The 21064-nt window shown below is 69.9% G+C and carries 21 protein-coding genes and 1 pseudogene; 13 read left to right on the forward strand and 9 right to left on the reverse strand.

Annotated elements, in window-relative coordinates; all coding sequences use genetic code 11:
• Nucleotides 1-10 precede the first annotated feature (10 nt).
• Nucleotides 11-865, forward strand: a complete 855-nt coding sequence (locus N8A90_RS16525; RefSeq protein ID WP_262076059.1) for an ABC transporter permease — start codon at nucleotides 11-13, stop codon at nucleotides 863-865.
• Nucleotides 866-888: 23 nt separating this feature from the next.
• The gene (locus N8A90_RS16530) at nucleotides 889-1581 is read left to right on the forward strand and encodes a cysteine hydrolase family protein (protein WP_262076060.1); all 693 of its coding nucleotides are present in this window, start codon (nucleotides 889-891) and stop codon (nucleotides 1579-1581) included.
• Nucleotides 1582-1597: 16 nt separating this feature from the next.
• Here N8A90_RS16530 and N8A90_RS16535 read toward each other — a convergent pair whose 3' ends face one another.
• From N8A90_RS16535 to N8A90_RS16550, 4 genes are read right to left on the reverse strand one after another with little or no spacing between them, the layout of a single operon-like run.
• Nucleotides 1598-2377, reverse strand: coding sequence for an SDR family oxidoreductase (locus tag N8A90_RS16535; protein WP_262076061.1), 780 nt, complete (start codon nucleotides 2375-2377; stop codon nucleotides 1598-1600).
• A gap of 21 nt (nucleotides 2378-2398) precedes the next feature.
• Entirely contained in the window at nucleotides 2399-3406 is a 1008-nt protein-coding gene (locus N8A90_RS16540) for a 2Fe-2S iron-sulfur cluster-binding protein (protein WP_262076062.1), read from the reverse strand.
• A 33-nt stretch (nucleotides 3407-3439) separates the two neighbouring features.
• A complete protein-coding gene (locus N8A90_RS16545) occupies nucleotides 3440-3919 on the reverse strand; it encodes a GlcG/HbpS family heme-binding protein (RefSeq protein ID WP_262076063.1) in 480 nt (159 codons plus the stop codon).
• Nucleotides 3920-3949: 30 nt separating this feature from the next.
• The gene (locus N8A90_RS16550; RefSeq protein ID WP_262076064.1) at nucleotides 3950-5410 is read right to left on the reverse strand and encodes an aldehyde dehydrogenase family protein; all 1461 of its coding nucleotides are present in this window, start codon (nucleotides 5408-5410) and stop codon (nucleotides 3950-3952) included.
• Nucleotides 5411-5619: 209 nt separating this feature from the next.
• On the opposite strand from N8A90_RS16550, the gene N8A90_RS16555 reads away from it, so the two are divergent.
• Genes N8A90_RS16555 through N8A90_RS16580 form a run of 6 tightly spaced genes read left to right on the forward strand, consistent with a single transcriptional unit; the run spans nucleotide 5620 to nucleotide 9013 of the window.
• Complete coding sequence (locus N8A90_RS16555; protein ID WP_262076065.1) at nucleotides 5620-6351, forward strand: TenA family transcriptional regulator; 732 nt, start codon at nucleotides 5620-5622, stop codon at nucleotides 6349-6351.
• Nucleotides 6352-6381: 30 nt separating this feature from the next.
• Nucleotides 6382-6687 carry a (2Fe-2S)-binding protein gene (locus N8A90_RS16560; protein ID WP_262076066.1) on the forward strand — a complete coding sequence of 102 codons (306 nt, stop codon included), beginning with the start codon at nucleotides 6382-6384 and terminating at the stop codon, nucleotides 6685-6687.
• Between the two features lie 15 nt (nucleotides 6688-6702).
• Nucleotides 6703-6996 (forward strand): ferredoxin, encoded by a 294-nt coding sequence (locus N8A90_RS16565; protein WP_262076067.1) that lies wholly within the window; start codon nucleotides 6703-6705, stop codon nucleotides 6994-6996.
• A gap of 32 nt (nucleotides 6997-7028) precedes the next feature.
• Nucleotides 7029-7328, forward strand: a complete 300-nt coding sequence (locus tag N8A90_RS16570) for a 2Fe-2S iron-sulfur cluster-binding protein (RefSeq protein WP_262076088.1) — start codon at nucleotides 7029-7031, stop codon at nucleotides 7326-7328.
• Nucleotides 7325-8074 (forward strand): sulfite exporter TauE/SafE family protein, encoded by a 750-nt coding sequence (locus N8A90_RS16575; RefSeq protein ID WP_262076068.1) that lies wholly within the window; start codon nucleotides 7325-7327, stop codon nucleotides 8072-8074. The genes N8A90_RS16570 and N8A90_RS16575 overlap by 4 nt, the downstream gene beginning before the upstream one ends.
• Before the next feature lie 18 nt (nucleotides 8075-8092).
• Nucleotides 8093-9013, forward strand: a complete 921-nt coding sequence (locus tag N8A90_RS16580; RefSeq protein WP_262076069.1) for an ornithine cyclodeaminase family protein — start codon at nucleotides 8093-8095, stop codon at nucleotides 9011-9013.
• A 15-nt stretch (nucleotides 9014-9028) separates the two neighbouring features.
• Here N8A90_RS16580 and N8A90_RS16585 read toward each other — a convergent pair whose 3' ends face one another.
• Both N8A90_RS16585 and N8A90_RS16590 read right to left on the reverse strand, forming a co-directional pair.
• Nucleotides 9029-9703 carry a GntR family transcriptional regulator gene (locus N8A90_RS16585; RefSeq protein ID WP_262076070.1) on the reverse strand — a complete coding sequence of 225 codons (675 nt, stop codon included), beginning with the start codon at nucleotides 9701-9703 and terminating at the stop codon, nucleotides 9029-9031.
• A gap of 156 nt (nucleotides 9704-9859) precedes the next feature.
• Nucleotides 9860-11229: pseudogene (locus N8A90_RS16590) on the reverse strand (chloride channel protein).
• 112 nt (nucleotides 11230-11341) lie between these two features.
• On the opposite strand from N8A90_RS16590, the gene ssb reads away from it, so the two are divergent.
• Nucleotides 11342-11875, forward strand: a complete 534-nt coding sequence (ssb, locus tag N8A90_RS16595; protein WP_262076071.1) for a single-stranded DNA-binding protein — start codon at nucleotides 11342-11344, stop codon at nucleotides 11873-11875.
• A 78-nt stretch (nucleotides 11876-11953) separates the two neighbouring features.
• On the opposite strand, the gene arsA is transcribed toward ssb, so the two are convergent.
• Together arsA and ilvB are read right to left on the reverse strand one after the other, a co-directional pair.
• Entirely contained in the window at nucleotides 11954-13795 is a 1842-nt protein-coding gene (gene arsA, locus N8A90_RS16600; protein ID WP_410087695.1) for an arsenical pump-driving ATPase, read from the reverse strand.
• Between the two features lie 110 nt (nucleotides 13796-13905).
• Nucleotides 13906-15714, reverse strand: coding sequence for a biosynthetic-type acetolactate synthase large subunit (gene ilvB / locus N8A90_RS16605; RefSeq protein ID WP_262076072.1), 1809 nt, complete (start codon nucleotides 15712-15714; stop codon nucleotides 13906-13908).
• Between the two features lie 64 nt (nucleotides 15715-15778).
• On the opposite strand from ilvB, the gene N8A90_RS16610 reads away from it, so the two are divergent.
• Entirely contained in the window at nucleotides 15779-16273 is a 495-nt protein-coding gene (locus tag N8A90_RS16610) for an Lrp/AsnC family transcriptional regulator (protein WP_262076073.1), read from the forward strand.
• Between the two features lie 10 nt (nucleotides 16274-16283).
• Here N8A90_RS16610 and N8A90_RS16615 read toward each other — a convergent pair whose 3' ends face one another.
• Nucleotides 16284-17810: a glycosyltransferase family 39 protein gene (locus tag N8A90_RS16615; RefSeq protein WP_262076074.1), complete on the reverse strand. Its 1527-nt coding sequence runs from the start codon at nucleotides 17808-17810 to the stop codon at nucleotides 16284-16286.
• Nucleotides 17811-17886: 76 nt separating this feature from the next.
• Between N8A90_RS16615 and N8A90_RS16620 the strand changes: the two genes are divergently transcribed.
• The 3 genes from N8A90_RS16620 to N8A90_RS16630 are packed head-to-tail and all read left to right on the forward strand — an operon-like array spanning nucleotide 17887 to nucleotide 20790.
• Nucleotides 17887-18897, forward strand: coding sequence for a glycosyltransferase family 2 protein (locus tag N8A90_RS16620; RefSeq protein ID WP_262076075.1), 1011 nt, complete (start codon nucleotides 17887-17889; stop codon nucleotides 18895-18897).
• The gene (locus N8A90_RS16625; RefSeq protein WP_262076076.1) at nucleotides 18872-19729 is read left to right on the forward strand and encodes a ChbG/HpnK family deacetylase; all 858 of its coding nucleotides are present in this window, start codon (nucleotides 18872-18874) and stop codon (nucleotides 19727-19729) included. The genes N8A90_RS16620 and N8A90_RS16625 overlap by 26 nt, the downstream gene beginning before the upstream one ends.
• 59 nt (nucleotides 19730-19788) lie before the next feature.
• Nucleotides 19789-20790, forward strand: a complete 1002-nt coding sequence (locus tag N8A90_RS16630) for an LLM class flavin-dependent oxidoreductase (RefSeq protein ID WP_262076077.1) — start codon at nucleotides 19789-19791, stop codon at nucleotides 20788-20790.
• The last annotated feature ends 274 nt before the right edge of the window (nucleotides 20791-21064 follow it).

A 21064-nucleotide genomic window follows, 5' to 3' on the forward strand; every position in this document is an offset into this window, starting at 1 on the left:
AAAGATGAACATGCCCCCCACCCTGACGATCCCCCACGTGGCCGCTTCGGCATCGGCCGCCGCGCCGGTGAAGGCACCGAGCGCCGCCTATGCGACCTGGCTTGCGCGCCAGCGCCGCGAAAAGACGCTGGTGCTCGCATGCCGGCTGCTGCTGCTGGTCGCCTTCTTCGGCCTCTGGGAAATTCTCGCCAAGACCAAGATGGTCAACCCGATGCTCACCAGCTACCCGAGCGCACTGTGGCCGACCTTCGTCGACCTGCTGCTGCACGGCAACCTGCTGACGCACACCTGGGCGACCTTCAAGGCGACCCTGGTCGGTTTCGTCCTGAGCATGGTGTTCGGCATCGCCATCGCGGCCGGGCTGTGGTGGTCGCGCTTCGCCAACAAGGTGCTCGACCCCTTCCTGGTGGTCGCGAACGCCATGCCCAAGATCGCCTTCGTGCCGATCTTCTACATCTGGCTCGGCTCCGAGTACTCGGTGTACGGCATGGCCGTGGCCATTGCGATCTTCGTGACCATCATGGTGGCCTACGAAGGCTTCCAGTCGACCGACCCCAACAAGATCAAACTGGCGACCACGCTCGGCGCGAGCCGTGCACAGGTACTGCGCATGGTGGTGCTGCCCGGCAGCGTGCCCACCTTGATCGCGGCGCTGAAGATGAACATCGGCCTGTCGCTCGTCGGCGTGATCGTGGGCGAGTTCCAGTCCGCCAGCGAGGGCCTGGGCTTCCTCATCGTCAACGGCAGCCAGGTCTTCAAGCTCAACATCGTGATGACCGCGATCGTCGTGCTGGCGTTGATGTCGGCCCTGATGTACCTGGTCATCGCTCGCGTCGAGCACGCCCTGTCGCGCCGCTACGGCTGATCTCTCCCCGAACGAAAGAACACATGGAATTTCCCGCATGGATCGTCGACCGCGTGATGGCGCGGCAGGGAAGCCTGCACCCGTACCCGCGCTTCGATGCCCGTCGCACGGCCTTCGTGGTGGTCGACCTCCAGAACTACTACACGCAGCCGGGCTTCATGGGTGAGTGCGCGCCGGCGCGTGCCACCTTCGGCAAGGTCAACCAGTTGGCCGCGGCCCTGCGCGAGGCGGGCGGCACGGTCATCTGGGTGCTGACCTGCGCCGATGGCGCCGACCGCTTCTGGTCGCATCACCACGCCTCCATGCTGACGCCCGAGCGCAGCGCGCGCCGGTTGCTCGAACTCGGCCGCACGCATGCGGGCTTCGAGATCGCGCCCGGGCTCGATGCGCAGCCCGGGGACCCGCGCGTGATCAAGCGCTGCTACAGCGCCCTGGTGCCGGGCTCGTCGACGCTCGACGACGAGCTGAAGGCGCGCGGCATCGAGACGGTGCTGATCGGGGGCACCGTGACCAACGTGTGCTGCGAGTCGACCGCCCGCGACGCGATGATGATGAACTACGCCACCGTGATGGTCGAGGACGCGCTCTCGGCCGTGACCCCCGAGGAGCATGTGCAGTCGCTGCACAACTGGATGCTCTTCTTCGGTGACGTGCTCAGCGTGGACGAGGTCGCGAGCCGGCTGGAGGCGCTGGAGCAGGCGACCGCCCTGGCCTGAGCAGGCCGGCGGCCCCCTAGAACGTGCCTGGATACGCACCGCCGTCGATCAGCAGGCTCTGTCCGGTGATGTAGCCGGCATGCGCCGAGCAGACATAGGCGCACAACGCGCCGACTTCCTCGGCACGGCCGAAGCGGCCGGCCGGGTTGTTGCGGCCGCGCTCGTCCCACAGCTGCTCGAAGGTCTTGCCTTCGGTCTTCACCAGGGCGTCGATGTGGTGGCGTTGCGCATCGGTCGCGAACACGCCCGGCAGGAGGTTGTTGATCGTCACGTTGTGCCGCACCGTCTGGCGCGCCAGGCCGGCGACGAAGCCGACCAGCCCGGAGCGCGCGCCGTTCGACAGCCCCAGTTCGGCCTGCGGCGTCTTCACGCTGCGCGAGACGATGTTGACGATGCGGCCGAAGCCGCGTTCGATCATCGGGTCGACGGTGCGGCGGATCATCTCGATGGGCCCCAGCATCATCGCGTCGAGGGCCGCGTGCCAGTCGTCCGCCGACCAGTCGCGGAAGTCGCCCGGCGGCCTGCCGTCGGCGTTGTTGATCAGGATGTCGGGCGCAGCGCAGGCGGCCAGCGCGGCGTCGCGCCCTGCCGCGGTCGTGATGTCCGCGACGGCGAAGGCCACTGGTGTGCCGGTCTCGGCCGACAGTTCGGCCGCGGTCTGGCGCAGCGTGGCTTCGGTGCGTGCGGCGATGGTCACCCGCACGCCTTCGAGCGCGAGCTGCCGTGCGCAGGCGCGCCCCATGCCGCGGCTGCCGCCGAAAATCAGTGCCGTGCGCTGCGCGATGCCGAGGTCCATGGATCGTGTCCTTGCGGCCCGTCAGGCCGCGAGCGGGGATTGGAAGGTGAAGCTGTCGCTGTACAGGTGGTCGATGCTCGCGCCGTGGGCCAGGAAGGCCCGCTTCGCATCGCCGATCATCGTCGGCGAACCGCAGAGGTAGATGGCGTGCTCCGACAGATCGTCCAGGTCCGCCAGCACCGCGTCCTGCACATGGCCGCGCCGGCCCTCCCAGTCGGCGCCAGCGCGCGAGAGCACCGGCACGTAGCGGAAGTCGCACAGGCGATCGCCCCACGACGCGATCTCTTCGTGCAGGTACAGGTCGGCCTCGGTGCGCATGCCCCAGTAGAGACTCACCGGCGGGCAGTCGTCGTCGTCCATCAGCGACTCGAGGATGCTCTTGATCGGCGCCAGGCCGGTGCCGGTCGCGACCATGATCAACGGCCGGTAGTCCTCCGCGTGGTAGCAGAAGGTGCCGTGCGGCAGCTCCACCGGCAACGGGTCGCCGGGCTGAAGTCGCGCCGCGTGGCCGCTGGTGAAGCGGCCTTCGGGAATGCGGCGGATGTGGAAGTCGAGCGCCTGCGGATGGGGCCGCGAGGCCATCGAGAAGCTGCGGTGCTGGCCGTCGGGCAGCAGGATGTTGATGTACTGGCCGGCCCGATAGAGCAGCTGCGCCTCGGCCGGGAGCTCGAGGGCCAGGTGCAGCACGTCGTGGCCGAGCGGGCGCACGGCCTTCACCGTCGCCATGTGGCGCGCCGGCTCGGAGCAGGGCGGCAGGCGCCGCGCGGCGCTGATCACCAGGTCGCTCGCCGGCCGCGCCTGACAGGCCAGCGCGTAGCCCTCGGCGGCCTCTTCGGGCGTGAGGCCGGGCGGGAACTCGTCATACGTCACCGAGCCCTCGACCAGCTGGATGCGGCAGGTGCCGCAGCCGCCGAAGCGGCATTCGTGGGGCAGCCGCCGGTCCTGGCGCAGTGCGGCGTCCAGCACCGATTCGCCGGGCTCGGCATCGAAAGTCTCTGCCGTCTCCAGCAGCCGGATGCGATAGGCCATGGGGCGGTCCTTCGTCGTCGGGGCGCGCGCGCCTTATTTCTTGATGTCGGCCTGGACCGTCACCGTGTGGCCCTGGCCCTGGAGCCGTTCATGCAGCGCCTGCAGCGCGGCCAGCCCGCACGCCGTGTCCTGCTCGCCGTTGCCGCCGGACAGGCCCACGCCGCCGATGACCTCGCCATCCACCACGATCGGGAACCCGCCCACGAAGGCGGCGAAGCGCCCCTCGAAGCTCAGCTGGATGCCGAAGGCCTCGTTGCCCGGCAGGGCCGGGCCGTTGGGTGGCGTGGTGAACAGGTGGGTCGAGCGCTTGTGGCCGGCCGCGGTGAAGGCCTTGTTCCACGCGATCTGCGGGCCGGTGATGCGCGCGCCGTTCATCCGGTCCATGGCGATCGGGAAGCCGCCGTCGTCGGCGATGCAGATGGTCTCGAGCACGCCGATCTCCTTCGCCTTGCGGATGGCGGCGTCGATCATCAGTCGGGCTTCTTCGAGTTCGAGCTTGAGTGCGGTTTTCATGCGGGTCTTTGCAGGAGGAGGGTCGGGGGATCAGCAGCCGCGATAGACGGTCTTGATCTGCGTATAGAACTCCAGGCCGGTGCGGCCCGATTCGCGGAAGGTCGAGGTGCTCGAGCGCTTCAGGCCGCCGAAGGGCGCATTGATCAGGTTGCCGGTGGTGGTTCGGTTGATCTTCACCGTGCCCGACTGGATGTCGTGCGCGAAGCGGTGCGCGACCACGGGGCTGGTGGTCGCGATGGCGGCGGACAGGCCGTACTCGGTGTCGTTGGCCTTGGCGATCGCGTCGTCGTAGTCGTCGACTTCGATGAGGGCGATGACCGGGCCGAAGATCTCTTCGCGCGCGATGCGCATCTGCTGCGTCACATCGGTGAAGACGGCCGGTGTGACGTAGAAGCCGTGGGCGAAGTCGCCGTCGGTGAGCGGCTCGCCGCCGCACAGCAGCGTGGCTTCGGATCGGCCGATGGCGATATAGCGGAGCACCGTCTCCAGCTGCTTCTTCGTCGCGAGCGGGCCCAGGTCCATGCCGGGCGTCATGCCGCTGCCGATCTTGAGCGCGCGCACCCGCGTCAGCAATTTGTCGGTGAAAGCGGCCTTCACGCTTTTCATCACCAGCACACGGCTGGTGCCGGTGCAGGCCTGACCGCTGAGCGAGAGGCCGCCCTTGATGACGAGGTCGACGGCCTTGTCGAGGTCGGCATCGTCCATGACGATCAGCGGATTCTTGCCGCCCAGCTCCATCTGCGTGCGCGTGGTCATGGCGGCGGCGCGATGGATCTGTTCGCCGGCGGCGGTCGAGCCGGTGAAGGAGATGGCGCGCACCGCCGGCGACTCGGTGATCACGGGGCCGACCTCCGACGCACGGCCGGTGATGAAGTTCAGCACGCCCTTGGGCAGGCCGGCCTGGATGAAGGCTTCGGCCAGACGCAGGCCCGAGAGCGGCGCATCGGACGACGGCTTGAAGACCACCGTGTTGCCGGTGATCAGCGCGGGGGCGATCTTGCGCGCCGGGATCGACACCGGGAAATTCCAGGGGCTGATGACGGTGACCACGCCCAGTGGCTCGCGCTGGCTGTAGACCACCATGTCCGGATCGTCCTGCGGGAAGGTCTCGCCCGAGAAGGATTGGCCCTCCACCGCATAGAAGCGGATCGTCTGGGCCGAGCGCAGGAACTCGTCCTTGGCTTGCGCGAGCGGCTTGCCCTCTTCGCGCGTCAGTTCTTCCGCGAATGCCGCCGCATGCGTCTCCAGGTACAGCGCCGCAGCGTTGAGCATCGCGGCCCGCCTGGAGATCGGCGTTTTCTTCCAGCCGTCGAATGCCGCCTGCGCGGCGGCGACGGCAGCGCTGGCGTCCTCGGCGGACGAGGACTGGAAGCGGCCGACCACCTCGCGGGCGTCGGCCGGGTTCGTGCTCTCGAAGGTCTGGCCGGTTGCGCTGGACACCCAGGCGCCATCGATGTGGTTCTGGAAAAGAGGGGCGGGAGCGAGGGTCATGGGTCGTCGGCTTAAGATGAGGCGACGAGAAGAATACTGTATACCAATATGCTTTTCAAGCCGCTCGCCGGCAAGCCCGTAGCGGAGCGAGGGGGGAGTTGGCGGCGCTTGCACTGGCTGGCATGTTGGGATACAGTATACCAACGAGATGCGAGCTCTTGCCGTACTTCGTCCGCCAACCCACTCCCGCCATTCCTGGAGCCTCCGCCATGTCCGCACTCATGAACCGCGATGAATTCCGCACCGCCCTCGAAAACGCCATCAAGGGCAAGAGCGCCAACAAGTCCCCCTTCAGCCTGGCCTGGGCCGGCGGCACCCTGAGCCGCGCCCATCTGGCCCGCTGGGCCGAGAACCACTACCACTACGTCGGCCCCTTCGCCGACTACCTGGGCTACCTGTACGCCCGCACGCCCGACCACATGACCGAGGCCAAGGACTTCCTGCTGGCCAACATGTATGAAGAGGAAATCGGCGGCGATCGCCACACCGACCTGTTGATCCGCTTCGCCGAAGCCTGCGGCACCACCCGCGAGCGCGTGGTCGATCCCGACAACATGTCGCCCACCACCCGCGGCCTGCAAAGCTGGTGCTATGCCGTGGCGATGCGCGAAGACCCCGTGGTCGCCGTGGCCGGCCTGGTGGTCGGCCTGGAATCGCAGGTGCCGTCCATCTACCGCAAGCAGACGCCCACGCTGCGCGAGAAGTACGGCTTCAGCGACGAGGAGGTCGAGTTCTTCGACCTGCACATCGTCTCGGACGAGATCCACGGCGAGCGCGGCTACCAGATCGTGCTGGAACACGCCAACACGGTCGAACTGCAACAGCGCTGCCTGAAGATCTGCGAGATCGGCGCCCAGATGCGGCTGCTCTACACCACCGCGCTCTATCACGACTACGTGATGGCCGAGGAAGCCGCGCAGCCGGTGCTCCAGGCCGCCTGAGCCCCGCCCCCGCCACGCCGCCGAGCCCGCATGCCGATCATCACCTTCCACAAAGGCGGCCAGGTCTACCGCGACGAGGTCAAGGACAACACGAACCTCGTGGTGCGCGCGGGCATCAAGCAGTTCCCCTATCCGCACCTGCGCTACGAGTGCGGCATGGGCAAGTGCTCCAAGTGCGCCTGCCGCGTGATCGCGGGCATGGAGCACCTGCCGCCGCCCAACTGGAAGGAAAAAAAGCAGTTGGGCGAGCGGCTCGCCGCCGGCTACCGGCTGGCCTGCCAACTCTGGGTGCAGCAGGACATCGAGCTGGCCCAGGACGACGCCGTGACCGCCTGAGATCGAAGCCTCCCCATGTACGTGATATTGACCAGCAAGCCCGGGCAGTTCCGCACGGAACCCGTCGACGGCCTTCGGCCCGTCGAATCCTTCGAGTACCTCTTCTTCGGCCGCTGCAAGGCGCGCTTCGTGATCGCCGAGCTTCAGGCGCCGTGCAAGGTGACGGTGATCGACGAGACGCCGCCCGAAGTCGTGAACCACGTGCCCACCAAGTTCCTCGAGAAGTTCGACACCGTGTCGCTGGCACGCGATGCGTTGCGGCAGCTGGTGCGCGAAGGCGATGCCGACGTGACGCTGGTGCGCACATGAACACCGCGGCGACGCCCGGGGCACCCGCCTCCATGATCCGGATCACCTTTCTGAGCAACGACGCCAAGGTCGTGTCCGCGGCGGCGGGCGGCAACCTGCTGCGCATCTCGCTGCGCGAGCAGGGCGGCATCCCCTTCAAGTGCGGCGGCGGCCTGTGCGGCACCTGCAAGTGCCTCGTCGAGACGGGCATCGAGCACACCGACGCCATCAAGCCCAAGGAAAAGAAGCACCTCACCGAGGCCGAGGTGACGCAGGGCTACCGCATGGCCTGCCAGACCTTCGTCAACGGCGACATCGCCGTGTCCTGGCAACCGCGCGACGCCAGGAAATGATCGCCGCGCTGCTGCCGGACGGCATGAGCCTCGGCCACTACGCCGGCATGGCCGCGATGGTGCTGGTCGGTGCCTGCCTTCAGGGGATCGGCGGCGTCGGCTTCGCGATGTTCTCCGCGCCCATCGCCGCACTCTTCTATCCCGAGCTCGCACCCGGCCCGCTGCTCGCGCTCGGCGGGCCGCTGGCCCTGATGTCGGCACTGCGCGAGTTCGACCAGATCGACTGGGGCGCCGCCGCCGTCGCGTTGATCGGCCGCGTGGTCGGCACGCTCGGCGCAGCCGTGTGCCTGCTGCTGCTGCCGGGCGAGTTGCTGACGGTGCTGTTCGCGCTCTTCATCCTCGCCGGCGTGGCGCTGAGCCTGAGCGGGCGCCGCATCGAGGCGTCGCGCGGCAACATGGTCGGCGCCGGCATCGCGTCCGGGCTGATGGGCACCATCACGTCCGCCGGTGCGCCGCCCTTCGCGTTGGTCATGCAGTACCTGCCGCCGCCCCGGCTGCGTGCCACGCTCGGTTGCGTGTTCTTCGTCGGCGCCGCCTTCTCGCTCGTGATGCTGGCGAGCGTGGGGCGCTTCGGGCGCCATGAGGTGTGGCTCAGTGCTTGGCTGCTGCCGCTCATGGTGGCCGGCTTCGCCCTGTCGGGGCCGCTCAACCGCCGCGTCTCGCGCCGTGCCGTGCGCGGCGTCCTGCTGGGCCTGTCGGCCTTCGGGGCCACCGCGTTGCTGTTGCGCGAAGCCTTCGGCGCCTGATTCCCCAAGGAGTATTTCTTGCAACACATTTCCGACGCGATGATCGATGCGCTCGTCACCCCGGCCGATGCGCAGGCGGTGCTCCGTGATGCATTCGTGCGCTTCGACGAAGGCGCGGCCGCCATGCAGGCGCGCATCCGCACCGAGGCGGGCGGCGTCAAGCTGTCGACGCTGGGCGCCGTGATCCCGGGCCAGGGCGTGGCGGGCGCCAAGGTCTACACCACGATCAAGGGCCAGTTCTCCTTCGTCATCCTGCTGTTCTCCACCGAGGACGGCCGCCCGCTGGCCTCTTTCGACGCCGGCGCCATCACCCGGCTTCGGACCGCCGCGTGCTCGGTGCTCGCCGCGCGCCACCTCGCGCGGGGCGACGCGCGCCGCCTGGCGTTGTTCGGGGCGGGCGCGCAGGGGCAGGCGCACGCCATCCAGATGGCGGCCGCCTTCGCGCTGGAGGACATCCGCGTCTGCACGCCGAACCCGGCGCCCGATCTGGCCGCTCGCCTGTCGGCGCAATGCGGCGTGCCGGTGCGGCTGTGCGGCGTCGACGAAGCGCTGGACGGCGCCGACATCGTGGTCACGGCCTCGCGTGCCGTCACGCCGTTGTTCGCTGGCGAACGTCTGCCGGCGGGCGTCTTCGTCGCCGCCATCGGCTCCAGCCTGCCGCACACGCGTGAACTGGACGATGTCGCCCTCGCACGGGCTTCGCTGGTGGCGGTCGAATGGCGCGTGCAGTCGCTGCGCGAAGCCGGTGAACTGGTGCAGGCCGGTGAAGGGGTGCTGCCGCCCGGAAAGATCGTCGAACTGGCGGCACTGGTGGCCGGGCGTGTGCCGGGCCGCCGCACCCGCGAGGAGATCACGCTCTACAAATCGGTGGGCGTGGGTCTCGAGGACGTCGCCTTGGCCGGCCTGGCCTGGCGCCGGCTCGGCGAGCGCGGCGGCTGAGCGCCGCCGCTGCGTTCAAGCCGGCGTCGGCGGCTGAACCGACGGCGGCAGCTCCGCGGCGCTGTAGACATGGCGCGCCGCCAGCAAGGCGGCGAGTTCGGCATCGCCCGCCACCACCGCGCGCAGGATGGCGGCATGCTCTTCCCAGTTCTGCCGCATGCGTTCCCGGTTGTTCACCGTGAAGAAGAGGGCGGTGCGCTCGCGCAGCGAACGCATGATCTCCTGCAGCACCGAATTGGCGGCCACATTGCCCAGCGCCTCGTGGAAACTCAGGTTGAGCGCCGAGATCCGCGTCAGGTCGTCGTCGCTGGTGAGCTGCGAACCTTCGGTCAGGATGCGCTCGAGCCTGGCGATCTGCGCCGGGTCGTGCCGCCGTGCCGCCAGCTTGGCGTTGAGCGCCTCGAGCGTCGCGCGCACTTCGACCATCTCCTTGATCTGTGCCTGCGTGAAGGTGGTGACCGTGGCACCGCGCCGCGGTTCGATGGCCACGATGCCTTCGGCGGCCAGCGCGCGCAGCGCCTCGCGCACCGGCATGCGCGAGACACCCAGCTCCTCGGAGAGTCGCCCTTCGACCAACCGTTCGCCCGGCGCCAGCGCCCCGCTCAGGATGCGTTCGCGCAGGGCGGTCAGGACCAGCGTGGTGAGTGGCGCGTGGCGCTCTCCCAGTTTGCTATCAGTCGTCGAATCCATAGCCATCATGCGTCGCCGGAACCCGGTGTGGGCCGGCTGGTGGAGGTCCATTGCGCGGCGTCGGGCCGCTCCGTGTGGCCTGTGTTCGTTCGCCGCGCAGGGAACAGGCGCCCATTGTGCCCGCACTGTCCGCCGGACGATGCGCCCAGGCGCGATTCAGTCCGTGCGCGAGCGGCCTTCCGGGACGGCTTTCGCCTCGGTCCACCGTCCGGCGGCGGCCGCCACCATGTGCTCGGCCAGTGCCTCGTACAGCGGCCGGCTGATCATGCGCGACGCCAGGCTCGCGAGCATGGCGCTGGCCATCAGGCTGAGCACCATCGAGTGGCCGTCGACCATTTCCATGACGATGATGAAGGCGGTGAGCGGCGCCTGCGTCACCGCGGCCAGGAAGCCGGCCATGCCCATGGCGATGAGCGCCGGGCCGAGGTCGGCGCCCGCCAGTTGCGCGATGCCGTCGCCGATGCCCGCGCCGATCGACAGTGCGGGCGCGAAGATGCCGCCCGGCACGCCGACCCAGGCCGAGAGCCAGGTGACGACGAACTTCAGCAGCGTGTAGAGCGGCGTCAGCTCGTCGTGGCCGGCCAGCATCTGCTTGACCGCCTCGGAGCCGGCGCCGAAGGTCACGCCGCCGGTGACCAGGCCGATCACGGCGATGGCGAGGCCGCCGGCGGCCGCGAAGCGCACCGGCCAGCGGGCGCGCCAGCGGTTCAGGCGCTGCGGGGCGCCGGTGAGCGACGCGATCATCAGCCGGGCGAACAGCCCGCCCGCCACGCCGCTGGCGAAGGCGACCGCCAGGCCGGGGCCGAGCAGGTTCCAGCCGACCGGCGGCACCCGGATCACGCCGAAGTAGCTCAGGTTGCCGAAGGCCGACACCGCCACCAGGCCGGCCAGCACGATGCCCGTGATGATCACGCCGCTCGAGCGCGCCTCCAGCCGGCCGCTCAGTTCTTCGATGGCGAACACCACGCCGGCCAGCGGTGCGTTGAAGGCGGCCGCGATGCCGGCCGCGATGCCGGCCGCACCGCCGGCCACCAGCAGCGAGCGCGTGTCGATGGTGCTGTGCGGCGACAGCCAGCGCCTGGCGTGCTGCACACCCCCGCCGCCACCTGCACCGACGGGCCTTCGCGGCCGATCGACAGGCCGGCGAGGAAGCCCGCCGCGCCCAGGCCGATCTTGGCGACCGTGAGGCGCAGCGAGGCGAACAGGCCGCGCTGCTCGGGCGGCAGGTCGGGGTCCAGCGCCGCCTTGACCTGCGGAATGCCCGAGCCCGAGGCGCCGGGAAACCACCGGCGCGTGGCCCAGACGATGGCGGCGGTGAGTGCCGGCGTCCAGATCAGCACGGCCCAGGGATGGCGGCCGTACAGCGACTGGAAGTGCGAGAAGGCCCATTCGCTCGCCATCGTGAAGCCGACCACGAACAGCCCGGCCGTCACCGCGTAGCCCAGCACGATGGCGCGGTCGACCCACAGGCGAAAGCTGGAGAGCTCGGCGCGGAGATTCTGGAAGAAGTCGGGTTCGTGGTTCACCGCGTCGATTCTGAATGTTCCTCGCCGCCCGCGGCCCTGGCGGGCGCGCGGCGTGGATAATCACCGGTTCTCTTTTTCCTTCCCTTCCATTCCTTCATCAGGGGCAGTGCACATGGCATCGGTCAACAAAGTCATCCTCGTCGGCAACCTCGGTCGCGACCCAGAAACCAGAACCTTCCCGAGCGGCGACCAGATCTGCAACGTGACGCTGGCCACCACCGACAAGTGGAAGGACAAGGCGAGCGGCGAGATGAAGGAGGCGACCGAGTGGCACCGCCTCGTGTTCAACGGCCGCCTCGCCGAAATCGCCGCGCAGTACCTGCGCAAGGGCTCGCAGATCTACGTCGAAGGCCAGATCCGCACCCGCAAGTACCAGGACAAGGACGGCGTCGAGAAGTACGCCACCGACATCCGCGTCGACCAGATGCAGATGCTGGGCAGCCGCCAGGGCATGGGCGGCCCGTCGGGCGGTGGCGGCGGTGACGACGACGGCGGCTATTCGCAAGGTGGTGGCGGTGGCGGTGGCGGTGGCGGTTACTCGCGCCCCCCCGCCGCGGCGCCGCGCGCACCGGCCGCGCGTCCGGCCCCGGCCCCCGCCAAGTCGTCGTCGGGCTTCGACGACATGGACGACGACATTCCGTTCTAAAACTTGCCCAAAACCTGCGCCGACAGTGTCCTGTCGCGCGAAGAAGGCCCGTGCTCCACGCTGGAGCACGGGCCTTCTTCATTCCGCGTCACCGGCTTTCGGCGCGCTCACCATCCTGGTCAGTTCTGCGATGCCGATGGGCGGCCTGGTCAGCCACGGCACGACGAAGCTGCGCTTGGCCAGCCCATCGGCCATGCGCGCCATCTGCTTGCGCTCGCCGACCAGCCGCGCGGCCAGCAAAGGGTCGTGGGTGCCGGCCGCCAGCACGCTCCGGTTGAGCACCCAGGCATAGGGCTCGATGCCGGCGCGACGCAGATCGTCCTGCAGTGCAGCGGCCTGCGACACCGGTGTCACTTCGGGCAGGGTCACCAGAATGATCCGGGTGTAGTTGCCGTCCTGCAGCCGCATCAGGGGCGTCACGACATGCCCGGCATTCTTGCCCTCGAACTCCCGCATCATCTGGCGGTGGTACGCGCCGGTGGCGTCCATCAGCAGCAGCGAGTGCCCCGTGGGGGCCGTGTCCAGCACCACGAAGGCGCTGCGTGCTTCGTTGACGATGCGCGAGAAGGCGTGGAACACGGCCACCTCCTCGGTGCAGGGCGAGCGCAGGTCTTCCAGCAGCAGCGCGCGCTCCTGGGCGTCCAGGCTCGGCGACCTGGCCGCCATGATCTTGTCGACATAGCGCTGCGTCTCCACCCTGGGGTCGATGCGGTCCAGGCGCAGACCGGGCAATGCGCCACCAAGGGTGCTTTCCAGATGCGCCGCCGGATCGGTGGTGCTCAGGTGCACGGTCTTGCCGCGCTGCACCAGCCCCAGCGCGAGTGCCGCAGCAATGGTGGTCTTGCCCACGCCGCCCTTGCCCATCACCATGATCAGCCCATGGCCGACGGCGGCCAGCGCATCGGCCAATGTCGCCAGGTCATGGTCGGCGGCGATCGGCGCCAGGGCGACGGGCGGGGCCACGGCGACCGCCGCTTGCCGGGGTGAAAGCAGTGCGCGCAGGGCCGGCAGGCCGACCGTGTCGAAGGCCCGCAACGGGATCGTGTCCTGGGGCAAGGCCTGCAGGGACGCGGGCATGTCTTTCAACGCCTGCTGTCCCAGCGCCTCGATGGCACCCGCCACGGCGTCGCTGCGGTCGCTGGCATGGAACACGCCGTTGATCGCGAGACGCTGGTTGTGCAGGCCCAGCGCATTCAGCTCTTCGGAACTGCGCGCTGCCTCGGCCATGGCGCCCTGGTCCGGCCGCGTCACCAGGACCACGGTCGTGCGGGCCGGATCGCTCAGTGCCGCCAGCGCGGCCTTGAACCGCTCCTCCTGCATCTTCAGGCCTGAATGCGGGCCGAGGCAGGAGGCGCCGCGGTCGTTGCCTTCGAGGAAGCCGCTCCAGGCCTTGGGCAGGCTCAGCAGCCGCAAGGTGTGGCCGGTGGGCGCCGTGTCGAACACGATGTGGTCGAAGCGCGCGTCGTCTTCGGACAGCAAGGTGGCGAACTCGTCGAACGAGGCGATCTCCGTGGTGCAGGCGCCGGACAGCTGCTCGCGCACCGTCGACCGTTCGGCGGGGCTGGCGTCCGCGCCCATCTGCGCCAGGACACGCTGCCGGTAGGACTCGGCCGCCGTGTCGGGGTCGATGTTCAGGACCGACAGACGCGGCGCGCCGGGCACGGCGGTCGGGATGTTGCGCAACGCGATCCCGAGCATCTCGTCGAGGTTCGACGCGGCGTCCGTACTGACCAGCAACACACGCTGGCCGGCATCGGCCAGGGTCAGCGCGGCCGCGGTCGACAGCGAGGTCTTGCCGACGCCCCCCTTGCCCGTGAAGAACAGATACCGCGTGGCATGGCCGAGAAAGCCCATCGGCGGCGGTGCCGACGCCGGCCGGCCTCGTCCCTCCGCGTGCGAACCGGGAACCTTGATTTCCATGGAGACATCCTTGAGCGGGGTGGAGGGCTGCACGGCAGCCATGCCTGCAAGCGTGCCGGAGCGCCGGGCGCCGGGGCTTGCGCTGAGTCAACCCATGCGCTCGGGCGCGTTCAGCCTTCCTCGTGCCAGCGGTCCTTGGCGAGCATCACGCGGTGATGGCCCTGGCCCGCCGGCATCATCGGGAAGCAGTTCTCCTGCGCGGCCACCTGCACGTCGAGGAAGAAGGGGCCGTCGTAGGCCAGGCATGTGGCCAGCGCGGCGTCGAGCTCGGCCGGGTCGCTGACGCGGGCCGCGCCCCAGCCGAAGGCCTTGGCAAGCGCGACGAAGTCGGGCAGCGCTTCGTTCCAGCTGTGGGAGAGGCGGTTGCCGTGTTTGAGCTCCTGCCACTGGCGCACCATGCCCATGTAGCCGTTGTTCGACAGCACCAGCTTGACGGGGGTGCCGTGCTGCACGGCGGTCGACAGTTCCTGGATGTTCATCAGCACCGACGCGTCGCCGCTGACGCACACCACCAGCGCCTCGGGGTGGCCGATCTGTGCGCCGATCGCGGCGGGCAACCCGTAGCCCATGGTGCCGGCGCCGCCGGAGGTGAGCCAGCGGCGCGGCCGGTCGAAGCGCAGGTACTGCGCGGCCCACATTTGATGCTGGCCGACGTCGGTGGAGACGATCGCGTCGCGGCCCTGGAGTTGCTGCTGCAACGTGGCCATGAGCTGCTGCGGCAGGATCGAATCGGCGCGCGGCGCGTAGGCCAGGCAGTCGACCGCACGGCGGCGCGCGATGCGTTCCCACCAGGGCGCGAGCCGCTCGGGCGCGAGGCCGTCGAGTTCGGGCATGGCCAACAACGCGTCGAGCACGACGCCGCAGTCGCCCACCATCGGCACGTCGACCTTCACCACCTTGTTGATACTGCTCGGGTCGATGTCGATGTGGATCTTGCGCGCGTGCGGGCAGAACTCGTCGAGCTTGCCGGTCACGCGGTCGTCGAAGCGCGCGCCGACGCACACCACCAGGTCGGCCTCGTGCATCGCCAGGTTGGCCTCGAGCGTGCCGTGCATGCCGAGCATGCCGATGAAGAGCGGGTCGGACGCGGGGAAGGCGCCCAGGCCCATCAGCGTGAGCGTGCAGGGCGCGCCGAGGCGCCGCACCAGCTGCGTGAAGGCCTCGCACGCCGCCGGCCCGGCGTTGACCAGCCCACCGCCGCCGTAGAGCACCGGCCGGCGCGCGGTCGACAGCAGGTCCGCGGCGCGCTGCAGGCTGCCGCGCGGCGGCAGGGCGCGCGCGGTGCGGCCCTCGTCGCGGCGCGCGCGGGTCGGCACGGCCGGTGCGGCGCCGGTCAACGGCATCAGCTGCACGTCCTTCGGCACGTCGAGCAGCACCGGCCCGGGCCGGCCCGAGGTGGCGATCTGCAGCGCGCGCCGCACAGCGGCCGGGACGTCGTCGGGCGCACGCAGCTGGTGGTTCCACTTGGTGACCGACCGCGACATGCCCAGCGCGTCGCTTTCCTGGAAGGCGTTGGTACCGATCACGGCGGTCGCCACCTGCCCGCTGATGCACAGCACCGGCACCGAGTCGCTCATGGCGTCGAGCAGGCCGGTGATGGTGTTGCCTACGCCCGGCCCCGAGGTGACCAGCACCACGCCGACGCGGCCGGTGCTGCGCGCATAGCCTTCGGCCGCATGCACCGCCGCCTGCTCGTGGCGCACCAGCACATGCCGCAGGCGCGGCTCGCCGTGCAGCGCGTCGTACAGCGGCAGCGCGGCGCCGCCGGGGTAGCCGAAGAGCGTGTCGACGCCGCAGGCGACCAGGGTGTCGAGCAGGGCCTCGGCGCCGTTGCGCGGCGGTGGAGGCCGTGCGCCGGGGTGTGCGGTGGCGGGTGCGTCATGCGTGGGTGCCGTCATGGCGGTGGCGGTGAGGTTCATGCCTCGATTCTTCCGGTGTCGGGGCAGAATGTGCTTCATTCTTTCGACTGAATCGGGGCATAAATTGAAAGCCAATCGAGAAACAGGCAAATCGTCCGAAGATTCTTTCGACAAGACCGATCTGGCCATCCTGGCGATCCTGCTGAAGGACTCGCGCCGCACCCTGCAGGACATCGGCACCGAGGTCGGCCTGTCGCCCACCACCTGCTGGGGCCGCATCAAGCGCCTCGAGGCGCACGGCGTGATCCGGCGCTACACGGTCGACATCGACCCCGCCAAGCTCGGCTACCACGATTCGGTCATCGTGCAGGTCACGCTGGAAAGCCACACCGACGAGACGCTCTACGACTTCGGCCGGGTGCTGGCGACCATCCCGGAGATCCAGGAGGCGTACCTGGTGTCCGGCGACTACGACTACTACATCCGCATCGCCGTGCGCGACACGCGCGACTACGAGCGGCTGTTGCGCGAGAAGCTCTACAAGATCCCCGGCATTCGCCACAGCCAGTCGCACTTCGTGCTGCGCGTGCTGAAGGAAGCGAGCGTGCCGCTGGGGTGATGGCCGGGCATCAAGGCCCCGACGGCGGCAGGATGGCCCAGCCGGCGCGCACCGTGAAGTCGCGGCCGAAGCGGCGCACGTCGAGCGTCAGCGGCGGCTGCACCTGCAGCGCGGGGAAGCGCGCCAGCCAGTCGGCCGGCGGCGCGTCCAGCGCGCGGCCGGGCGCCGCTTCCCACACGAACACGCCACCGCGTGCACGGGTCTTCGCGTCGTCCAGCCATTGCGCGGCCACGGGGTCGACCTGGATGTACACCGGGGGGCGGCCGCCGGCTTGCGGCGGCAGGTAGGCGGCGACATTGCCGGCCGCCCACATGTCGCCCGCGACGATCGGCACCGGCACGCCGGCCCCGCGCGCCTGCTGCCACCCGTGCGACACCGCCGCGGCCAGTTCCCGCCCCGGGTAGTGGATGCGCGAGAGGTTGCCCCGCAGCCGCGGCCCGCCGATGGCCAGTGCGCCGTACAGCGTGACCAGGATCAGTGCCCAGACGCCGAAGACGCGGGCGAAGCGCTTCGGGTGCCGCAGCTGCAGTCCCCCCGCCATCGCGAGCGCCGGGCCGGCGACCAGCAGCACCGGCGACCCCCACATGTCGTGCAGGCGCACGCCCGCCACGCCGGCGACCAGGTACACCGCCAGCGGCCCGCCGCCCATGGCCAGCAGCACCCAGCCGTCGCGGGCGGGAAGGCGCCAGGGACCCCCGCCTTCGGCCGTGGTTGCGCCGGGCCGACCGCCCGCCGCCCAGAGCAGCACCAGCATCGGCGCCAGCGCGGCCAGTTGCGCAGCGCTGAAGCTCAGCAGCACCTCGAGGCGGCTCAACACCGGGTTGGCGACCGCCGATTCGCCGCGGCCGGTGGCGTAGCGCAGCGTCGGGTAGTCGTGGGCCTGTGCCCAGAGCACATGCGGCGCGAACATCGCCGCCGCGATCGCCAGCGCGAGCCAGGGACCGGCGCCGCGCCACTGGTTGCGCAGGGCCGGCACGGCGATCAGCGCGAGCACCATCGAGGCCGGCAACAGCAGGAAGGAGTACTTGCTCAGCAGGCCGCCGCCACAGGCCAGGCCCAGCAGCGCCCACCAGCCCAGGCCGGCACCGTCGGTGCGGCGCACGGCGCGCCAGAAGGCCAGGGCCGCGAGCCCCCAGAACGGGTACTGCACGACGTTGGCGTTGAACTCCAGGCTGGTGAGGTTGTAGTAGTGCACGCCCTCCAGCGCCATCGCGGCAACCAGCGCCGCCCGGGGCGACAGCACGTCGCCCATCATGTCCCACACGGCCCAGAACGCGACGCCCACCGCCAGCTGCGGCAGCAACAACAGCGGCCAGTCGGCCGTGCCCCAGCGGAACAGCTCGGCCAGCCAGCCGGACATCGGCGGGTGCTTCGCGTAGCCGGCGGCCCACTCACGGCCCCAGCTCAGGGCCTCGATGGTGTCGAGCGGGAGGTTGTACGTCAGCAGCACCGGCAGCAGGGTCCACACCAGCACATGCAGGGCGACGAAGATGCCGAAGGCCCGGGCCGGCGCGCCGGCCTTGCGGCGAGAATTCACGGATATGTCCATGGGTAGCGAGCGTACATGTCCCCCGGAGCGCGCCGCCGGCCCCGACCTCCTTCAGACCGAGACCATGACCCTTCCTACCCCTGCCGCCGCGCCGGTCGTGCGGCCGCCGCTTCGCCTGAGTTGCGTGGTGCCGGCCTACAACGAGGCCGATCACCTCGCCCCTTTCCTGGAGGCGCTCCACGCCACGCTCAAGGCGCTGACGCCCGACGTGGAGATCATCGTCGTCAACGACGGCAGCCGCGACGCGACGCAGGCGATCGCGCGCGAACTCGGCCCCCGGCTGGGCCTGCGCTACATCGAGCTGTCGCGCAACTTCGGCAAGGAGGCCGCACTGACGGCCGGCCTTGCCCATGCGCGCGGCAATGCGGTGCTGCTGATCGACTCGGACTTCCAGCATCCGTTGTCGCTCGTGCCCGAGATGGCTGCCTTGTGGCACAGCGGCTACGACATGGTCTACGGCGTGATCGCCGAGCGCGCCGGCGAGGCCTGGACCAAGCGCGTCGGCACCCGGCTCTTCTATGGTCTGCTGCGCGCCGGCAGCTCGGTCGACATGCCGCGGCACGCCGGCGATTTCCGGTGGATGGACGGCCGCGTGGTCGAAGCCCTGCGCCGGATGCCCGAGCGCAACCGCTACATGAAGGGCCTCTATGCCTGGGTCGGCTTCCGCTCGGTGGCGCTGCCCTTCACGCCCGACGAGCGACGCAGCGGCCAGTCGCATTTCAGCCTGCGCAAGCTCAGCATGCTGGCGCTCGAGGGCTTGACCTCCTTCAGCTCGCTGCCCCTGCGGGTGTGGAGCGCCGCCGGCTTGATCATCTCCTTCCTGGCCATCTGCTATGGCCTCTTCATCGCGGTCGAGGCGATGGTGTTCGGCAACTCGCTGGCCGGCTGGCCGACGCTGGCCGCCGGCCTGATGCTATTCTCGGGCGTGCAGCTGCTGTCGATCGGCATCCTCGGCGAGTACATCGGCCGCATCTACACCGAGGTGAAGATGCGGCCGCTCTATCTGGTGGCCGAGGACCTCGACCACAGCGCGCTGAAGGCCGCGACGGATGACGCGCCGACACGCGATGCATGAACTGCTGACGCCCGCGGCGGCGACCGACGGCAAGCGCGTGCTGCTCTGCGCAGACGACTACGCGCTGCATCCCGCGGTGGACGAGGCCGTCGTGGACCTGGCACGGCAGGGCCGGCTCAGCGCCACCAGCTGCATGACCACCTCGCCCCGCTGGGCCGAGGCGGCACGCCTGCTGGCGGCCGTGCCCGCCCTGGCGCGCGGCCTGCACCTGAACATGACCGAAGGCCACGGCCAGCCGGCGCCGACGCTGGGCGCGGTGCTGCGCGGCGCCTATGCGCGCCAGCTGTCGCAGATGCAGGTGCGCGCGCAGCTGACGCGCCAGCTCGACGACTTCGAGCAGGTGCTCGGCACGCCGCCCGACTTCATCGACGGCCACCAGCATGTGCACCAGCTGCCGGGCGTGCGCGAGGTGCTGCTGGATGTGCTGGCCGAACGCTACGGCCCGGCGGCACCGTGGGTGCGCGCGACCGTGCCTGCGACCTGGCGATGGGGCGCGGGCAAGGCCGGCGTGCTGGCGCTGCTGGGCGGGTGGCGACTGCGGCGGCAACTGGCGGCACACGGCGTGCCGCACAACCCGGACTTCGCCGGGGTCTACGGTTTCGACGCAGCCACGCCGGCTGCGTACGGCCGGCACATGGACCGGTGGCTGACGGCCAGCCACGACGGCACGCTGCTGATGTGCCATCCGGCCAACGCGCGGGTGGACGGCGACGCGATCGCGGACGCGCGGATGGTCGAATACGCCTACCTCGCGTCGGACGCCTTCGCCGAGAGCCTGCGCAAGCACGGCGCGCGGGTGGGCGTCCTGACGCGCCGCGCAACGCCCGTCTGAGCGTCAGGGGAAAAGGCCCCGGACCAACGGCGGTGCGCCGGGCGGGGGATGATCCGCCCATGACCGCGTTCTCCATCCTCGACCTGTCCCCGATCTGCGAAGGCAGCGATGCCGCGCAGTCGTTCAAGAACTCGCTCGCGCTCGCCCAGCACGGCGAGAAGCACGGCTACCGCCGCTACTGGCTGGCCGAGCACCACGGCATGCCGGGCATCGCCAGCGCGGCCACGGCCGTGCTGCTGGCCTATGTGGGCGCGGGCACCTCGACCATCCGCATCGGCGCCGGCGGCGTGATGCTGCCCAACCACTCGCCGCTGGTGATCGCCGAGCAGTTCGGCACCCTGGAATCGCTCTACCCCGGCCGCATCGACCTGGGCCTGGGCCGTGCGCCGGGCTCCGACCAGCGCACCGCGCAGGCGCTGCGGCGCAACCTCGAATCCGACTCGGACCAGTTCCCTCAGGACGTGGTCGAGCTGATGGACTTCATGAGCAAGTCGCCGCGCCAGCCGGTGATGGCGGTGCCGGGCCGCGGGCTCGAGGTGCCGATCTGGATCCTCGGCTCCAGCACCTTCGGTGCGCAACTCGCCGCGCACCTCGGCCTGCCCTATGCCTTCGCGTCGCACTTCGCGCCGCAGCAGATGATGCAGGCCATCCGCCTCTACCGCGAGACCTTCAAGCCCTCGGCCCAACTGGCCAAGCCCTACGTGATGCTGGGCTTCAACGTGTTCGCCGCCGAGACCGACGAAGAAGCACAGTTCCGCGCCAGCTCGTGGCAGCAGGCCTTCGTGAACCTGCGCAGCGGCCGCCCGGGCCGCCTGCCGCCGCCGGTCAAGGACTACTACGCCAATGTCGGCCCGTCGGAGCGGGCGCTGCTCGACTCGGTGCTGTCGTGTTCGGCCGTGGGCTCGCGCGAGACGGTGCGCGCCGGCATCGCGGCGTTCATCGAGCGCACGGGTGCGGACGAGCTGATGATCACGTCGCAGGTGTATGACCATGCGACGCGGTTGCGGTCGTATGAGATCGTGGCGTCGCTCAAGGAAGAGGTTGCGACGGCCAAGGGCTGAGGGCAGTGGGTTTCCGGCACTAAAGCTCTGACGGTGTGGTCGGGCCGAGGGCGAAGGGTGACCCCTTCCGCTCGTGTCCCCCGTCGCAGCCTTCGGCTGCTCCTCCTCCTTGACCTCGCTGCAGGGGTCACCCTCCGCCCTCGGCCTGGATGCGCAGCAAAGTGACCGTGGGCTGCGGAGCACTTGAGCACGCTCGAAGCCAGAGACATGGAACTGCAGAATGAAGAGCTGAATGTCGCTTGGTCGGACGGCAGCTTTTGGGGGAGGTGTATGT

Origin of the sequence: Variovorax sp. N23 (assembly GCF_025486315.1) — a bacterium.
Classification (GTDB): domain Bacteria; phylum Pseudomonadota; class Gammaproteobacteria; order Burkholderiales; family Burkholderiaceae_C; genus Variovorax.

Excerpts from the sequence above, each read along its gene's own strand:
- N8A90_RS16525 (WP_262076059.1), top strand. The coding sequence starts at position 11 with ATGCCCCCCACCCTGACGATCCCCCACGTGGCCGCTTCGGCATCGGCC.
- N8A90_RS16530 (WP_262076060.1), top strand. The coding sequence starts at position 889 with ATGGAATTTCCCGCATGGATCGTCGACCGCGTGATGGCGCGGCAGGGA.
- N8A90_RS16535 (WP_262076061.1), bottom strand. The coding sequence starts at position 2,377 with ATGGACCTCGGCATCGCGCAGCGCACGGCACTGATTTTCGGCGGCAGC.
- N8A90_RS16540 (WP_262076062.1), bottom strand. The coding sequence starts at position 3,406 with ATGGCCTATCGCATCCGGCTGCTGGAGACGGCAGAGACTTTCGATGCC.
- N8A90_RS16545 (WP_262076063.1), bottom strand. The coding sequence starts at position 3,919 with ATGAAAACCGCACTCAAGCTCGAACTCGAAGAAGCCCGACTGATGATC.
- N8A90_RS16550 (WP_262076064.1), bottom strand. The coding sequence starts at position 5,410 with ATGACCCTCGCTCCCGCCCCTCTTTTCCAGAACCACATCGATGGCGCC.
- N8A90_RS16555 (WP_262076065.1), top strand. The coding sequence starts at position 5,620 with ATGTCCGCACTCATGAACCGCGATGAATTCCGCACCGCCCTCGAAAAC.
- N8A90_RS16560 (WP_262076066.1), top strand. The coding sequence starts at position 6,382 with ATGCCGATCATCACCTTCCACAAAGGCGGCCAGGTCTACCGCGACGAG.
- N8A90_RS16565 (WP_262076067.1), top strand. The coding sequence starts at position 6,703 with ATGTACGTGATATTGACCAGCAAGCCCGGGCAGTTCCGCACGGAACCC.
- N8A90_RS16570 (WP_262076088.1), top strand. The coding sequence starts at position 7,029 with ATGATCCGGATCACCTTTCTGAGCAACGACGCCAAGGTCGTGTCCGCG.
- N8A90_RS16575 (WP_262076068.1), top strand. The coding sequence starts at position 7,325 with ATGATCGCCGCGCTGCTGCCGGACGGCATGAGCCTCGGCCACTACGCC.
- N8A90_RS16585 (WP_262076070.1), bottom strand. The coding sequence starts at position 9,703 with ATGGATTCGACGACTGATAGCAAACTGGGAGAGCGCCACGCGCCACTC.
- ssb (WP_262076071.1), top strand. The coding sequence starts at position 11,342 with ATGGCATCGGTCAACAAAGTCATCCTCGTCGGCAACCTCGGTCGCGAC.
- arsA (WP_410087695.1), bottom strand. The coding sequence starts at position 13,795 with ATGGAAATCAAGGTTCCCGGTTCGCACGCGGAGGGACGAGGCCGGCCG.
- ilvB (WP_262076072.1), bottom strand. The coding sequence starts at position 15,714 with ATGAACCTCACCGCCACCGCCATGACGGCACCCACGCATGACGCACCC.
- N8A90_RS16620 (WP_262076075.1), top strand. The coding sequence starts at position 17,887 with ATGACCCTTCCTACCCCTGCCGCCGCGCCGGTCGTGCGGCCGCCGCTT.
- N8A90_RS16625 (WP_262076076.1), top strand. The coding sequence starts at position 18,872 with ATGACGCGCCGACACGCGATGCATGAACTGCTGACGCCCGCGGCGGCG.
- N8A90_RS16630 (WP_262076077.1), top strand. The coding sequence starts at position 19,789 with ATGACCGCGTTCTCCATCCTCGACCTGTCCCCGATCTGCGAAGGCAGC.